Source organism: Nonomuraea sp. NPDC005650 (assembly GCF_040605375.1).
Taxonomy (GTDB): Bacteria; Actinomycetota; Actinomycetes; order Streptosporangiales; family Streptosporangiaceae; genus Nonomuraea.
Genome location: NZ_JBEXCR010000057.1, coordinates 65834 through 80128, shown reverse-complemented (window position 1 = coordinate 80128; position 14295 = coordinate 65834). Strand labels below are relative to the sequence as shown.

17 protein-coding genes are annotated in these 14295 nt (G+C 68.7%); 14 read left to right on the top strand and 3 right to left on the bottom strand.

Annotation, left to right across the window (positions count from 1 at the left end; all coding sequences use genetic code 11):
- Positions 1–2058, top strand: a 2058-nt coding sequence (locus tag ABZS69_RS57950) for a tetratricopeptide repeat protein (protein ID WP_355390535.1), incomplete at its 5' end; no start/stop codon positions are given.
- A gap of 350 nt (positions 2059–2408) precedes the next feature.
- On the opposite strand, the gene ABZS69_RS57945 is transcribed toward ABZS69_RS57950, so the two are convergent.
- On the bottom strand, positions 2409–3155 hold the full coding sequence (locus tag ABZS69_RS57945; RefSeq protein WP_355390532.1) for a hypothetical protein: 747 nt from the start codon (positions 3153–3155) through the stop codon (positions 2409–2411).
- A gap of 183 nt (positions 3156–3338) precedes the next feature.
- On the opposite strand from ABZS69_RS57945, the gene ABZS69_RS57940 reads away from it, so the two are divergent.
- From ABZS69_RS57940 to crcB (ABZS69_RS57910), 7 genes are all read left to right on the top strand, one after another.
- Positions 3339–4337 (top strand): hypothetical protein, encoded by a 999-nt coding sequence (locus ABZS69_RS57940; protein WP_355390529.1) that lies wholly within the window; start codon positions 3339–3341, stop codon positions 4335–4337.
- Positions 4338–4373: 36 nt separating this feature from the next.
- On the top strand, positions 4374–4958 hold the full coding sequence (locus ABZS69_RS57935; protein ID WP_355390526.1) for a pyridoxamine 5'-phosphate oxidase family protein: 585 nt from the start codon (positions 4374–4376) through the stop codon (positions 4956–4958).
- A gap of 5 nt (positions 4959–4963) precedes the next feature.
- A complete protein-coding gene (locus tag ABZS69_RS57930) occupies positions 4964–5386 on the top strand; it encodes a pyridoxamine 5'-phosphate oxidase family protein (protein WP_355390523.1) in 423 nt (140 codons plus the stop codon).
- Between the two features lie 320 nt (positions 5387–5706).
- On the top strand, positions 5707–5844 hold the full coding sequence (locus ABZS69_RS57925) for a hypothetical protein (protein ID WP_355390520.1): 138 nt from the start codon (positions 5707–5709) through the stop codon (positions 5842–5844).
- A 230-nt stretch (positions 5845–6074) separates the two neighbouring features.
- Entirely contained in the window at positions 6075–6536 is a 462-nt protein-coding gene (crcB, locus tag ABZS69_RS57920; RefSeq protein WP_355390518.1) for a fluoride efflux transporter CrcB, read from the top strand.
- Positions 6533–6886 (top strand): DUF190 domain-containing protein, encoded by a 354-nt coding sequence (locus tag ABZS69_RS57915; protein ID WP_355390515.1) that lies wholly within the window; start codon positions 6533–6535, stop codon positions 6884–6886. Before crcB (ABZS69_RS57920) ends, ABZS69_RS57915 begins: the two co-directional genes overlap by 4 nt.
- Positions 6883–7245, top strand: a complete 363-nt coding sequence (gene crcB, locus ABZS69_RS57910) for a fluoride efflux transporter CrcB (protein ID WP_355390512.1) — start codon at positions 6883–6885, stop codon at positions 7243–7245. Before ABZS69_RS57915 ends, crcB (ABZS69_RS57910) begins: the two co-directional genes overlap by 4 nt.
- Before the next feature lie 424 nt (positions 7246–7669).
- Here the strand turns inward: crcB (ABZS69_RS57910) and ABZS69_RS57905 are convergent, their stop codons facing one another.
- Positions 7670–8317, bottom strand: coding sequence for a TetR family transcriptional regulator (locus ABZS69_RS57905; RefSeq protein WP_355390543.1), 648 nt, complete (start codon positions 8315–8317; stop codon positions 7670–7672).
- A gap of 179 nt (positions 8318–8496) precedes the next feature.
- Between ABZS69_RS57905 and ABZS69_RS57900 the strand changes: the two genes are divergently transcribed.
- From ABZS69_RS57900 to ABZS69_RS57885, 4 genes are all read left to right on the top strand, one after another.
- Entirely contained in the window at positions 8497–9720 is a 1224-nt protein-coding gene (locus ABZS69_RS57900) for an oxygenase MpaB family protein (RefSeq protein WP_355390509.1), read from the top strand.
- 246 nt (positions 9721–9966) lie between these two features.
- Positions 9967–10494 carry a hypothetical protein gene (locus tag ABZS69_RS57895; protein ID WP_355390506.1) on the top strand — a complete coding sequence of 176 codons (528 nt, stop codon included), beginning with the start codon at positions 9967–9969 and terminating at the stop codon, positions 10492–10494.
- A 106-nt stretch (positions 10495–10600) separates the two neighbouring features.
- Positions 10601–10867: a hypothetical protein gene (locus ABZS69_RS57890; RefSeq protein ID WP_355390503.1), complete on the top strand. Its 267-nt coding sequence runs from the start codon at positions 10601–10603 to the stop codon at positions 10865–10867.
- 17 nt (positions 10868–10884) lie between these two features.
- Positions 10885–12042, top strand: a complete 1158-nt coding sequence (locus tag ABZS69_RS57885) for a serine/threonine-protein kinase (protein ID WP_355390501.1) — start codon at positions 10885–10887, stop codon at positions 12040–12042.
- 124 nt (positions 12043–12166) lie between these two features.
- Here ABZS69_RS57885 and ABZS69_RS57880 read toward each other — a convergent pair whose 3' ends face one another.
- On the bottom strand, positions 12167–12961 hold the full coding sequence (locus ABZS69_RS57880; protein ID WP_355390498.1) for a metalloregulator ArsR/SmtB family transcription factor: 795 nt from the start codon (positions 12959–12961) through the stop codon (positions 12167–12169).
- 257 nt (positions 12962–13218) lie between these two features.
- Here ABZS69_RS57880 and ABZS69_RS57875 point away from each other — a divergent pair, with 257 nt between their 5' ends.
- Positions 13219–13668, top strand: a complete 450-nt coding sequence (locus tag ABZS69_RS57875; protein ID WP_355390495.1) for an HIT family protein — start codon at positions 13219–13221, stop codon at positions 13666–13668.
- A gap of 149 nt (positions 13669–13817) precedes the next feature.
- Positions 13818–14282 (top strand): tetratricopeptide repeat protein, encoded by a 465-nt coding sequence (locus ABZS69_RS57870; protein WP_355390492.1) that lies wholly within the window; start codon positions 13818–13820, stop codon positions 14280–14282.
- The last annotated feature ends 13 nt before the right edge of the window (positions 14283–14295 follow it).

The window sequence follows — 14295 nt, the reverse complement described above, 5'->3', positions numbered from 1 at the left end:
CTCCCGGCCGAACTACCCCCCGACACCCACGCCTTCACCGCCCGCACCACCGAGATCAACCACCTCCGCACCACCCTCAACCCCACCCACGACCCCGCCCACAGCCCCGCCGGCAGGCCCACCCACGGACCCGCCATCACCGTGATCGACGGACCCGGCGGCATCGGCAAATCCGCCCTGGCCGTCCACCTCGCCCATGCCTTGGGCGCCCGGTTCACCGACGGCGTCATCTACCTCAACCTGCACGGATCCACCCCTGGACTCGACCCGCTGACCCCGGCACAAGCCCTGCGCCACCTGCTGCGCTCCCTCGGCCTGGACGGCGCTGCCGTTCCCGCCGACCCGGGCGAGGCCGCCGCCCGCTTCCGCTCCCTGACCGCGACCTGCAACCTGCTGGTCATCCTGGACAACGCCCGCGATGTTCGTCAGATCCGCCCGCTCGTCCCCGCCGGCCCCGGCTGCCGGGTCCTGATCACCAGCCGGGACCCGCTGGCCACCCTGGACAACACCCACCACCTCCACCTGGGCACCCTGAACCCCGCCGACGCCGCCGCGCTGCTGTCCCGCCTGGCCGGCCCCGACCGGGTACACGCCGAACCGCAGGCGGCCGAGCGGGTCATCCACCTGTGCGGCGGCTTCCCCCTCGCCTTGCGGATCATCGGCGCCCGCCTGGCCGCCCGCCCCGACTGGACTCTGTCCGACCTGGAAGTACGGCTGGCCGACGCCACCCGCCGCCTGGACACGCTGGAGTACGCCGACCTGGCCATCCGCGCCGGCATCGCGGTCAGCCACCGTCACCTCGACGAAGAACCCACCGGCCGCGACGCCGCCCACCTGCTGCCCCTGCTCGGCCTGCTCAGCCTGCCCACGCACACCCCCGCCGCCACCGCCGCCCTGACCGGCTGGCCCCTCCACCGCGCCGAAGACGCCCTGGACCGCCTCCAGGACGCCCGCCTCCTCGAACCCGCCGGACCCTACCGCTACCGGTTCCACGACCTGGTCGGCCTTTATGCCCGCGAACGGGCACATCAGGACCTTCCAGCGGAGGAACGTACCTCCGCCATACGGCGCGCGTTCCACCACTACCTGACCACCCTCTGGATGGCGAACACCCTCCTCAGCCGCGATGCCCTCGTACTGCGACGCCCTGTCGAGTTGCCCGACGTCATCTTCAAGGACCCAGCCGAGGCGGGACGATGGGTCGAGGGCGAGCGGGACAACCTGCTCGCGGCCGCGCAGCAGGCGCTGGCCGGCCCCGACCCGGCGACCGCCATCGGCCTGGTCGTCGGACTCCACTGGCCCTTCTGCTACCAGGGCTGGCACACGCAACTGGCCGACATCTACGCGCACGCCATCGAGGTGGCCGACCGCATCGCGGCATGGGAGGACAAGGCCCAGCTCCGCAGCTTCCTCGGCTGGGTCTACCGAGACCAGGGCCGCCACGACGCCGCGATCGCGCAACTGAAGGCGGCTCTGACCGACTGGGATCGCGCCGAACTGCCCCGAAGGAAGGTGGCAGCCCTCAGCAACCTCGGTGTCATCCACACGATTGTGGGCCGTCTCGACGACGCGCTCGCCTACCTGGAGTCTGCTCTGGCGCTCAACGACGACGCCGAACGCCCTGGGGCAACGGCCGCGCTCCGCAACAACCGGGTGCACGTCTACTTCCGGCAGGGGCGCTTCGAGGAAGCGATCGCGGAAGCACGCCAGTTGGTGGAGCTGTGGCCGAAGGCGGACCCGCGCGCCGGTGGGGGCACAGCGCACGACTCGCTGGGCGACGTCTACCGCCACGCAGGTCGGTTGACCGAGGCGGTGGACAGCTACACGGAGGCCGTGCGACTCCTCCGCGAGTCGGGATACCGCCTGGGGGAAGCCGTGTCACGCTGGTGGCTCGGCACCACGCTGCATGCCCTGGAACGGCATGGCGAAGCACGGAAACAGTGGGAGGAGTCCGTCAGCCTCCTGCGCGACGCCCGCCTGCTCACACCCCGGGAGGCGACCGAGATCCTCGCCCAGCCTGTGCTGGAAACACCCCAGCCGATCAAGAACATGCTCTGACCCTCCCGAATGCCCGGATTATGTACGAATCATGGGTGATGGCGGCCGAGTCGCATCCCACAGCGTCGTGTCCCCTGCCTCTTCTGATCTTCGTCCGGCTCGTAGGCCGCCACGAGTGATCGAGGTCGACGCGGGTGCCGGTTCCGGGGCCCCGAAGCCGTCACCATGGCGGCCCCCGCCGCCGTACCCATTGACCAGCACGTTCTCCAGTCGGTACGTACGGACACCGCTTGGCGCTGATGCTCAAGAGCCCCATGCTCGACGGCGCCGCGCCCGAGAGCACGCGGGCCATGCGTGGGCCCAGGCCGCCAGTGGTGCGGTGGCCCGGGCCCCGGTGCGGACGAGGACGGTCAGTTGCCTATGTCGGTGGTCACCGTCTCGGGGTCCGGCGCCTTGATGGACACCTTGGCGCCCCACCCGGTGAAGCGGCTGTCGATCGTGATCGTCTTGCCTTCGAACTGATTGTTGTCGAACACGCCCGTGGCCGCGTACGACGACTTCACCCTGCTCACCAGCCCGGCAGAGGTCAGCGTGAGCGTGTAGGAGACCTTCGTGTCGTTGTGCATGCGCAGCGGAATCGACGCCCCGAACCAGCGCGACACCTTCTCCAGCTCCTTGAAGGTGATCTTCCCTGTGAGCGTGCTCCCGCTCAGCTTGCCCTTCTTGACCAGCGCTGCCAGGGTCGTCGGCTCGACGGGGTTGATGACCTGCCCGTAGAAGCCGCTGCCGCCGCCGAGCAGGCCGTTGGTCTTGAGCCAGGACTTGCCCTCCGGTAAGCGGTCTTCCCACAGGCCGCCCGAGGTGTAGCTGACCTTGCCGACGCTGATCGTCCGCTCGCGGGGGCGGCCCACGGGGACGGCGCTGATGTCGGAGGCCGCCACGCCCTTGGCGTTGAACTGGAAGGTCCCCTTGCGGCTCTGAATCTTGGTCTTGTCATCGCCCGAGAGCGTGGTCGTTTCGGTGAACCGTACTCCGTGCCCGGAGGTGAGCTTGCTCTTGAGCGCGCGTACGGGATCCTTGGGAGCGGCCTGGGCGGGCGCGGCTGCCGCCAGCAGGGAGCCGCAGGCCACCAGGGCCGTGATCGTAGTCTTCTTCACGAACCGTGATCTTGCCGCAAGCGGGTCACGACCGGAGCACGGCCGCCCCACGCAAGTCGTCCCGCCGCGGCGGAGACGAGGGCGTCCGCCTTCCCGACAGCCCCGGTTTGCGGCAGCATGAGCGAATCATCGAGGCCGTCGGAGGGGCATTTGGTCGTTTTCGCCTGTGCAGGATGCGGTGCCGTGCTGACCGAGCGGGTGTCGCGGGTCGAACTGCCCGATCACGCACGCCAGTCGTGTGGCGACCGCAAGCTCCCCTCGCTCCTGGAGCCGGGGACGTACGCGGTGGACCCCAAGCCGTCCTTTCCGCCGTACCGGTTGTGGGACGAGGTCGGCGCGGAGGGGGCGGAGGCCCGCGGCGTTTACGCGCCGGTGTATTCGCTGCCGTACGGCCCCTCGGGACGGATCGGGGTTGCGCCGGGCGATCTGCGTGGAACCGTCCACATCTTGCGGCGGGACGACAACTCCTGTTGTGGCCTGAGCGGCAGCGCCGGCCCCAACCTGGCGTGCGCGGAGTGCGGGTGCGCGGTGGCCACCCTCGTCGACGACTGCTACCGCTGGTACGTGGCGTGGCTGGATCCGGACGCCGTGCACCCCGTCAGCGTGGCGGGCCCCGCCTGCCGGGTGATCGGCTGGGAGTCGCTGCGGGAGGAGTATCCCGGCATACCGCCCGTTGAGGAGCCCGGATGGTGGAGCCTCGAGTGGCGGGCGGCGGTCGGGGTGTCGCTGGCCCACCTGCTGGCGGCCTCGGGCGGGAAGCCGGTGGGCGTGCCCGATGGGCTTGCCGCGCAGGTGTTCCGCGGGGCGCTCGACAGGATGCTTCCGGCGGGCCCGCCGGAACGGCGTCTCGTCCTGGCCGGGCCGGGGCTGCCCGCCACGTCCGGGGACCTCGTCATGGTGCCGCGGCATCCGCAGACCGGCCGGGCATGGCCGTCCGGCGCGGAGGCGGTGGTGCCGCTGGCCGCCGAGGTGTGGACGTACCTGGCCTTCCATGACGACCGGCGGCTTCTCCTCGCAGCGAACCGGATGCCCGCCGACGTACGCCGAGACGATCCGCCGCCGCTGTTGCCGTACGACCGTTTCTGCCCCGACTGGCAGGCGTTCCGCGACACGCTGGTGCGGCTGCCGGCGGTTCGCCGGCCGTGGTTACGCGCGATCTATGGCCGGGCGGCGGCCCTCTGATTCAGGCACCCGCTCGCCTGGCCCATCTCAGCGACGATGAGGAGCCGCAGCAGCCCGGTTCGCCGACGCTACTCGTTCATGCTTCGTGGCGCGTGCCGGGATCGGCTCGCGCCGCTGCGGAGAGAGATCAAGGCGAGGGACTTTGGTCCCTACCAGGGGGTGAGGCCGGTGCGCGATCGTGGAGCTGTGCAACAGCAGGCAACGCCGCCCGCACCGGTGAGCAGTCAACTGTCTCGCGATGAGTCGCTGCGGCTTTTGGGGAATGTCACCTTCGGCAGGATCGTGTTCATCAGCCGGGCGATGCCGGCCCTCCGGTTCGTGGTACACGCCATGGACGGCGACGGCTTGCTGATCGGGCTGCGCTACGAGCCGGAGCTCGCCGCGCTGTTGCGGCGGGTCTGCCACGTGGTGTACGAGGCGGACATGCTGGATGCGGCCACCCGGTTGGGCTGGAGCGTGGTGCTGACCGGGGGGGCCGGGCTGGTGGAGGAGCCCCAGGAGGTGAAGCAGGCCCAGATCAGGCTCCAGGCCTGGCCCGGCGAGCTCGTCGACGTGGTGGTACGGCTGCGGCCGGAACTGGTCACCGGCTTCCGGGTCGCCGCCGGACCGCTCGCACGGTGATGAGCATGCGCGAACGCCTCATCCGGCCGCTGTCACAGGCTGCGGCGCTGGAGCGGCTGGGGTCGGTGTCGCTGGGACGGCTGGTGTTCTCCTATCAGGCCCTGCCGGACATCCGGCCGGTCAACCACCTCCTGGACAACGGGCAGGTGATCGTTCGCAGCCACATCGGAGCCGCCGTGGTCTCGGCTGTCGACGGCCTGGTGACCGTGGTCGCCTACGAGGCCGACGACATCGATCCGGTCACACACCTCGGCTGGAGCGTCATCGTCAGAGGGAGCGCGGAACTGGTGAAGGAGCCGGGCGAGATCGCCCGCTATCAGCGGCTGCTGCGCCCCTGGGGCAGCCGGCAACTGGACTACGTCATCCGGATCAAGCCTGCGATCATCACCGGTATCGAACTGGTCTCGCACGAGGCAGCAGCATCGTGATCCGACCATTTAGGTGCGAGAACACGTGCGCGTTTCTCCGCGCCGTGAGGGCGGTCGGTCCTCTTGGGGAGCGCGTGTGTACGGCGGCTCGTACGGCTTGGTCAAGCCAGAGCACTGAATGACGGCTATCGCGCTAGGGAGCCCACCCACCGGGGTAAGCCACGATTGTGCGACAGCCCAGCGTGCGGCTGGGCTTCCTTTCCTGGTGATCCGGCCGCTCCGACACTCGTTCGGAGCGGCCATCACAGCCGCCCCGACGCCGGTCTTCATGCCGCAGGAAGTCCACGTGCGGAGAAGCGCACGCGTGGGGGATGCCAGTCATGGCCGCACTGGTGGCCAGGGTGCCGCTGATCGTCTCCAGCTGTAGCTCCTGCGAGAGGATCGGCCAGACCGGCAAGAACGAGGGCAAGCGCCCCTCCATAGCCGGCGTCTACCTCCCCGGCGACAACGCCGGGTGACCGCTGCCGTCGGAGGCACGGCAGGTGGGCCGGTGCCCGGCAGGGTCTGGCTGATCGGTAGACTCGGATGTGGAGTCTCCTTTCGGGGGGCGCGGTGGTGGGGCCCACCGCCTCGCCGCTTGTCCAAGCGGCGGGTAACCGTGGCTTTCGGCCGCCAACGGTCCCTACCAGGTGTGCTGTCGTCATGCCGGTAGGAGGCTGCTGTGTCCCGTCGCGAGGTGGAGCGTCCGGTGGACGCCGATGTCGATCTGCGTGTGCCCGCTCAGCGCGCGGAGCTGCGCCGTGCCCCATGGGCGACGCTGGCGGTGATCTCGCTGGGAGGTGTCCTGGGCGCGCTGGCCCGTTACGGGCTGGGAGTGGCCTTTCCGCATCCGCCTGGTGGGTTTCCGTGGACGACGTTCGCCATCAATGTTTCGGGCTGTCTGCTGATCGGGATGCTGATGGTGGCCATCACCGAGATCTGGGACGCGCCCGCGTGGGTACGGCCGTTGCTGGGTGTCGGCGTGCTGGGCGGGTTCACCACGTTCTCCACCTACATCGTTGATGCCGGCCGGTTGCTGGCGGCCGGCGCCCCACGCGGGGCGCTGCTGTATCTGGTGGCCACGCCCGTGATGGCGCTGGCAGCGGTATGGGCGGGCAGCGGGGCGACACGAACCTTGGCCCGTTGGGCCGGGCAGAGGAGGCAGACATGAAGCTGGAAGGGTCCGCGCTCCGGCTGACCGTGTTCGTCGGCGACACCGACATCTGGCACCACCGGCCGCTTTATCACGAGATCGTGCACCGCGCCCACCAGGCGGGCCTGGCCGGCGCCAGCGTCTTTCGCGGCATGGAAGGCTACGGCGCCTCCAACCGCGTCCACACCAGCCGCATCCTGTCGCTGTCGGAAGACCTGCCGCTGGCGATCATCATCGTCGACGCCGGCGACAAGATCCGCGCCTTCCTGCCCCAACTGGACGAACTGGTCACCGAGGGACTGGTCATCATCGACCCGGTCGAGGTGATCCGCTACGTCGGCCGTACCGGCGCAGGGCAGGCCGGATGACGATCCTGCTGGTGGCCCTCGGCGCGGCGCTCGGCGCGCCGCTGCGCTATCTGACCGACCGGTTCGTTCAAGCCCGCCACGACACCGTTTTCCCGTGGGGCACCTTCGCCGTCAACGTGTTCGGCTCGCTGCTGCTGGGCTTCCTGGCCGCCTTGCCCGACGACCCCGCGTTGCTGGCCGCCGCCGGGGTCGGCTTCTGCGGAACCCTGACCACCTACTCCACCTTCAGTTACGAGACACTGCGCCTGGCCCAGGACGGGTCGCGCTTCGCGGCGCTGGCCAACGTCCTCACGAGCGTGACAGCCGGGCTCGGCGGCGGGGTGTGCGGGATGGCCCTGGCCCACGCCGTGGCCGGCTGAGGCCCTGGCGGCCAGGCAGGTCTGCCGCGGCATCGACCGGGACCGGGATCTGCGCCGCCGCCCGGAGGTGCCCCGCGGCACGCCGAAGATGGGGCTGGTGGGTGCGGCCACGCGCCCCGTGCGGGCCGACCGGGCGCCGGCCTGCCGTTCAACTCGCGGCAGCGGTCTGAGCGAGACGCCACCGCGGCGTTCCTGCCCGAGATGATGCACGCCGCGCACGAGCTGAACGGCCCCACCTTCGCCCACGCCATCACCACCACCGGCGAGCTCACCGCCGCATTCGAGGGAGCGCACGCATGAAACCAGCGGCCCAGCTGCCAGTGGCATCGGCGTCCGTAGGCCCCGCCCGCCGACACCACTGGTCCTCATTTGGAGCGCTTCGTCCCGACCGGGCCGTACGAGCTCTGCTGCCCCGAGTGGGCGCTCAGGCCGGCGGCTCCAGCATGGGCACGAGGAACCGCCTGGCCACCGCGGCCAGTTGCTCGTCGTCATCCAGGTTGATGACGGCACTGGGGATCGTCAGGAAAGAGGTGGAGATCCGCACCATCATCTCGGCCACGAGGTCGACGTCAAGGCTGCTCGACACGTTTCCCGCGCGTTGCTCGCTGCGGAGCTGGCCGGCGACGAAATGCCGTACGGTGGCGAGGGTCTGACCCCCGTCAGCCGTCATGGAGGGGACCAGCAGGTCCGGTTCCGTGGCGATGAGTCCGCCGATCAGCGGGTTGCCACGAATTGCGCGCAATGAGCTCACGAAGCCCAGCACCACCCTGTCGGCAGCGGTGCCGGCCTGTTCGATGTCGATGAGGAACTGGTCGAAATAGCGGCGGAACTCCCGGCGTACCACGTGTTCGATCAGCGTGTCCTTCGTGTCGAACCGCCGGTAGACCGTGATCCGCGACACCTTCGCCAGCCGGGCGACGTCCTCCATGGTGGAGCGCCTGATGCCCATCCGGCAGAACTGCTCGTACGCCGCGTCAAGGATGCGCGTCCGTAGCTCGTCGCTGTCGTCGACGCGCTCGACGGCGTCGACATAGGCGCGCTGCAGCAAGGAATCCGAGTCCGACAGCGCCATGAATCCGGACAGCACAGATTCCACGCTCACCTCCTGTAAGGATTCTGCCTCAAACACGGTCTTGTGATGCCCGTCACGCTGTGCTCTGATGATGATACACAGACTCATGATTTGTTTCTTCGTATCATCCGTTTTCTCGCATGCCCTGATCGGGACCCCACCTCGAAGGAGTGCAGAGCATGGCAGAGTTGAGCAGGCGCGAAGTACTGATCTCCGGTACCGCCATGGGAGCGCTCGGCGCGTTAGGGATGATCTCCCCGGCCCAGGCGGACTCCCTGTCCGACGACTGGACCTGGCCGGCCAGTGGTTCGATCGCGGGCTCCGGCAGCGGCGCCGACCCCCGATGGGTGTGGGACGACGTGGCCGATCCGCTCCTCGCCTCACTGTTCGACCGCGGCGTCATACCCGAGGTCAACCGGCTGCTGTATGACTGGAACCGCAACGACCAGCCCCTGCCCGCGGGATTGCCGGAGGATCTGCGGGCCTTCATCGAGCAGGCGCGGCAGCTGCCGTCGTGGGCCGACCCAACCCTGCTGGACGCCGGGGCGCGCTTCCACGCGCTCAAGGGGAACTACATCGTCGTCCTCACCATTGTCGGCGCCGGGATGCTGGCCACCGCGATCCCCAAGGAGGCACGCGCTGTCTACTACTCCGCGGGCGGCGCGGATCTGAAAGACCGGATCGCCAAGACGAACATCCTGGCGTACGCGGTCAGACCCCAGAACGCCTGGGGGGCCGGCGGCACGGCCGTGGTCGAGGCCGTGAAGACCCGGCTGGTGCATGCGGCGGTGCGGCACCTGCTGAAGTCGTCTCCCCACTGGTCCGGCCCCATCCCGATCAGCCAGGAGGACATGCTCGTCACGTGGCACACCCTGGCGACCTACTCCATGCGCGGGATGCGGGAATGGAAGGTGCGCATCTCCTCCACCGAGACGGCGGGGTACCTGCACTCGGTGCAGATGCTGGGGCACATGCTCGGCATCAGGGACGAGTTCCTCCCCGCCACCTGGGACTCCTCCTACGCCCAGTCGGACCTGGTCCTGCCCAGGAACATGGGGCCGACCCCGGAGGGGGTGGAACTCAACGCCATCCTGCGGAACATGCTCGCGGAGCTGACCAGCCCCGGCGGCATCGACAAGTCTCTCGTCAACGCGTTCGCCAGATACCTCACCGGCAACCAGGTGGCCGACTGGAACGGCGTCCCACGCGAGCCGCTGTGGGACCCGGTGGTCAAGACCGCTTGGCCGCTGCTGGTGCAGTTCCGGGAAGGGCTGATCGGGCTGCCGCTGGTGCCCGCCGCCGCCTGGCTTCTCGACGAGATGGTCAAGAAGTGGACCACGTACTACCTCACCAAGGGCGCACAAACCAAGATCGTGATTCCGACGGGCAACCGGCCCGGCTGATCACTCGACCGGCTGAGGTGGCATGTCACGATCGGGCTCACCCGTCTCCCCGCTGAACAGCACCTGCCCAGGAAGGCGACGGACCGGGCGCGCGCGGGTTTCAGGTGACGCTGGTTTCGCTGGTGACCAGCAGCAGCGTTCGCCGGTCAGTTGTCCCGCGACGGCGAACGTTGAGCGGGTTCATCATGATCCGTGAGCAGGCGCCCTCGCGTTTGCCCCGCTACGCACCGGGCTTAGCCTGCATGGATGCAGCGCATCCTCGTCGTGGGCATCAGCGGGGCCGGGAAATCCACCATGGCGCGGGCCCTGAGCAGCCGGCTCGCCGTGCCGTATCACGAGATGGACGCCCTGTACTTCGCCGGCCCCGGCTGGGCCGTGAACGAGCGGTTCCCCGACCAGGTCGCGGAGATCGCCCGTACACGGGCCTGGGTCTTCGACTCGTACGGCTACCCGGAAGTCCGTGACCTGCTGTGGGAACATGCCGACACCGTCGTATGGCTGGACTACCCCCGGCGCGTCATCATGCCCCGGATCCTGCGGCGGTCATTGCGCAGAACACTTCTGCGCGAACCGATTTTCAACGGGAACAGGGAGACCGTGGCGGAATGGTTCCGGCGAGATCACCCCGCATGGTGGGCGTGGTCCCAGCATGCGGCGCGACAAACGGACATCCAGCAGCGCATCCACGATCCCCGCTTTGCTCCTTTGCGGGCGTTTCGCTTCACCACCGTGCACTCGTCTGCGTCTTGGCTTGATTCCATCGAGCATCGGTGACACGACCTGGCAGTCATCGAATGCTCGTTCTTCGACAGCGCCCGACAGTCTGTGCGGAGCCGGCTCCCCAGCCTCTTCCGATCATGGGTCCTCACCGTTGGTTAACATGATCAGTAGAGGGGGAGGGGAGCTGATGACCGTCTCGACGGTGGTAGCAGTCCTGTTCATGGTTGCGGTTGGGGGGATCGTCGTCCGGTCGGCGTGGTCGCTGCTGTTCCGCAAAGGCTCCGGGCCAAGGCGTCCCGTCAGGGGCCGCCACCTGCCGTACGACGGGCCGGCGTACCACGCGGGCCTGAACTCCATGCCCGGCGCGAACGGCACCGGCTGTGACGCAGGCGGCTCGGGCGGCGATTCGGGTGGCGGCGGCAGCTAGCCGCCGAGCCCAGGCCATTGATCAATACGCGCGCCGGACTGCGTGGCCATACCAGAATCGAGGTCGACACCCAGGTGGAAGCCACAGTGAAGTGTCCCGACATGTCGCGCGCCGCGCGTCTTACCGCCCATGGCGCCGTCTCCACCTCCCTGGCCTTGCACAGCGATCGCGCCCTGAGCGAGCTCGTGGACACGGCCGTACCCATCGGATCCGGCATCGGCGGGAAGTCGGCCCTGCTGGAGATCGCCGGATCCCCGGTCTTTGTGAAGCGGGTGCCGCTTACCGATCTGGAGAGGCAACCTGAGCACGTCCGGTCCACGGCGAATCTGTTTGATCTTCCCGATTTCTGTCACTACGGCGTCGGCATCATCGGCGGGCCGGGTTTCGGGGTCTGGAGGGAGCTCGCCGTGCACACCATGACGACGAACTGGGTGCTTGCGGCGGAACACGAGGGCTTCCCCCTGACGTATCACTGGCGGGTGTTGCCGGATTCGACGCCCCTGCCCGAAGAACTGGCCGACATCGAACGGGCCGTCGCTTACTGGGGCGGCGGATCGCAGATGCGCCGCCGGATCCAGGCTCGCCGGCAGTCCTCGGCGAGCATCGCGCTGTTCCTGGAGTACATCCCGCAGAACCTGCACCAGTGGCTGGGCACTCAGGTCGAGGCGGGAGACCAGGCCACCAACCGAGCCTGCGCCATGGTGGAGAGGGAGCTGGCGGCCGGCATCTCGTTCATGAACAGCCGCGGGCTGCTGCACTTCGACGCGCACTTCGAGAACATCCTGACCGACGGCCAACGCCTCTACTTCGCGGACTACGGCCTCTCCATTTCCTCCGAGTTCGAGCTGTCACAGGACGAGGCCGACTTCTTCGGCCGGCATCAGACCTACGACCGCTGCTATGCCGCCACGTACATGGTGGACTGGCTGGTCACCGCTCTGTACGGACTGCGGAGAGGCGACGGAGAGGGCCGCTACAAGCGGGTGCGTGCCTACGCGGAGGGCGAGCGTCCCACGGGAATCCCGGAGGAGGCCGCGGCAATCATCGCCCGGCACGCGCCGGTCGCCGCAGTGATGTCCGATTTCTACCGTACGTTCCAGCGCCACAGCCGGCAGGCCCCCTACCCGCTGGAGGAGATTCGTCGGCTTGCGGGATATACGGGCCCTCCTTGCTGATGGACGCGTGGAGGCCGGCCTCGACATGAATCAGTCACCCCGCGTCGGCCTCCATCAGCACCCCCGGCCTGGGCGCGCAGACCCGGAGGTGCCTCGCGACGTCGTCCAGCCCTGATCGGGGAGGTTACGCATCCTCCGGCAGCGGCTCGCCGGTCTCCAGCAGCGACTTCAGGCTCGCCACCACGTTCGGCCAGCCGTGGCTGACCATCTCTGCCAGGCTCGATCCGGACTCGAAGCCGTCGTGTACGACGGTGAGCTTCACGACCTGCGCGGCCGCCTCCTCAATCGTGAAGGTGACCTTCGAGCGGGCCTCGCCGGACAGCCGGGCGAGCATCTCCTCGTCCCAGCCGAAGCGCTTGGCGAGCTCCGGGGTGATGGCGTGCCAGGTGTAGGAGAGCCGGCTGTAGGGTTCGGCCTCCAGCACGACCTGCTCCGGGTCGCTGATCAGCACGCCGTGGTTGTCCCAGGTCATCGGCGAGCCGACGGACCAGTCCGTGGTGAACTCCGTGGCCCAGTAGCGGCGGGTGAAGGCGGGCTCGGTCAGCGCCTGCCAGAGCTTCTGCGGGGTGGTGCGGATGTAGGTGGTGTAGACGAAGGTCGGCGCGTCCATCGGGGTCTCCTCCAGGGCGAGTTTCAGGTCCGCCAGGGCTTGGACCCTGGCCTGGTCGTAGCGGCTGATCCATCGGTGGGCGATCTCGTGCACGGGCGCGGCGTTGAGGTAGTGCAGCTTCTCCCGGCCCCGTCGCACGGTGGTGACGAGCCCGGCCTCCTCCAGCACCGCGAGGTGCTTGCTGACGGACTGCCTGGCCATGTCGAGCCCGGCGCACAGCTCGCGCAGCGTCTGCCCGTTGCGGGCGTTGAGCGAGTCGAGCAGCGCGCGCCGGCTCGGATCGGCCAGCGCCTTGAACACCTCGTCCATGTCCGCCCTCGTATCCGGGTTGCCGCCCGTCGATATGCAGCCTTTTGGCTGCCTTTAATTTAGGCAGCCGGATGGCTGCCTGTCAAGACGAGCGGCTGCGATGGGGGCGACGTTCTGGAGCGGGGTACCGGAAGCCGTGATCGCGCACTTGGCCGATCGCCGGTCACCCGCGAAGTTCCCCTTCAGGGCGCGAACCGCGGCGAGCCTCGCCGAAACTAGACTCCACGGACGCCGACAACCAGCCAGGGAGGCGCCCGGTGCACAACCACGAACCCGCCGATTACCACTGCCCGTTCTGCCACCTCACCCCGGACCGCGAACCCGACGTGGTCTACCGCGACGAGCGCGTCTTCGCGATGATCTGCCCCCGCTGGTGGCCGCGGAACGCGGGACACCTGCTGATCATCCCCGTCGCCCATCACGAGAACCTCTACGACCTCCCCGCCGCCGACGGCCACGCGATCTTCGACGCCACCCGAATGCTCGCCCGCGCCATGCGCACCGCCTACGACTGCGCGGGGGTCTCCACCCGCCAGCACAACGAGCCCGCAGGCAACCAGGATGTCTGGCACTTCCACCAGCACCTCTTCCCCCGTTACCCCGGCGACGACCTCTACGGAACGCCTCCGCAGCCCGACTGGCTCCCCGCCGACCGCCGCCGCGCCTACGCGGAGCGGCTGCGCGCCGCAGTCGTCTATTCGTCCTGATCCTCAGATCCGATCTCGTTGCCAGGTCTACGGCTTGCCTGGTACGCCGAGGCGTTGTCCAGCACCACCGGTCAGCCGGTTGAAGATCGTCAAGCCCTGTAAGGCGACTAGACTCGCCGCGATCGCCCGCGACAGTGAAGGAGCCGCTGATGACCACCGACCCGACGATGGCCCGGATCGGCCAGGGGGTGGAGTTGAATCACCAGCAGGGTCAGCGTGAAGCGGCTCGCGAGTTGTTCGCGCAGATCTGGGACGACATCGGCGGCGAGCAAGGCGACCCGCTGCATGTTTGCGTCCTCGCCCACTCGATGGCCGATGTGCAGGACGACGTGCACGAGGAGCTGACATGGGATCTGCGGGCGCTTGCCGCCGTCGGCCTGATCACTGATGAGCGGGTGGCCCAGGCCGGGGTGCCGCTTTCGGTGGCCGGCCTGTATCCGTCGTTGCACCTGAACTTGAGTGAGTGCTACCGCAAGCTGGGCGATCTCGACCACGCCCGCGAGCACCTCCAGCAGGCGCGGGACGGGATCGGCGCGCTCGGCGACGACGACTATGGGCGGCTCATCAGGAGTGGCCTGGAGCAGGTGGCCGAACAGCTGGGTGAGACCGTCTGACTGCGAGCAGTCC

Excerpts from the sequence above, each read along its gene's own strand:
- ABZS69_RS57935 (WP_355390526.1), top strand. The coding sequence starts at position 4,374 with ATGAGGAGCCGCAGCAGCCCGGTTCGCCGACGCTACTCGTTCATGCTT.
- ABZS69_RS57930 (WP_355390523.1), top strand. The coding sequence starts at position 4,964 with ATGCGCGAACGCCTCATCCGGCCGCTGTCACAGGCTGCGGCGCTGGAG.
- ABZS69_RS57925 (WP_355390520.1), top strand. The coding sequence starts at position 5,707 with ATGGCCGCACTGGTGGCCAGGGTGCCGCTGATCGTCTCCAGCTGTAGC.
- ABZS69_RS57915 (WP_355390515.1), top strand. The coding sequence starts at position 6,533 with ATGAAGCTGGAAGGGTCCGCGCTCCGGCTGACCGTGTTCGTCGGCGAC.
- crcB (WP_355390512.1), top strand. The coding sequence starts at position 6,883 with ATGACGATCCTGCTGGTGGCCCTCGGCGCGGCGCTCGGCGCGCCGCTG.
- ABZS69_RS57905 (WP_355390543.1), bottom strand. The coding sequence starts at position 8,317 with ATGGCGCTGTCGGACTCGGATTCCTTGCTGCAGCGCGCCTATGTCGAC.
- ABZS69_RS57900 (WP_355390509.1), top strand. The coding sequence starts at position 8,497 with ATGGCAGAGTTGAGCAGGCGCGAAGTACTGATCTCCGGTACCGCCATG.
- ABZS69_RS57895 (WP_355390506.1), top strand. The coding sequence starts at position 9,967 with ATGCAGCGCATCCTCGTCGTGGGCATCAGCGGGGCCGGGAAATCCACC.
- ABZS69_RS57890 (WP_355390503.1), top strand. The coding sequence starts at position 10,601 with ATGATCAGTAGAGGGGGAGGGGAGCTGATGACCGTCTCGACGGTGGTA.
- ABZS69_RS57880 (WP_355390498.1), bottom strand. The coding sequence starts at position 12,961 with ATGGACGAGGTGTTCAAGGCGCTGGCCGATCCGAGCCGGCGCGCGCTG.
- ABZS69_RS57870 (WP_355390492.1), top strand. The coding sequence starts at position 13,818 with ATGACCACCGACCCGACGATGGCCCGGATCGGCCAGGGGGTGGAGTTG.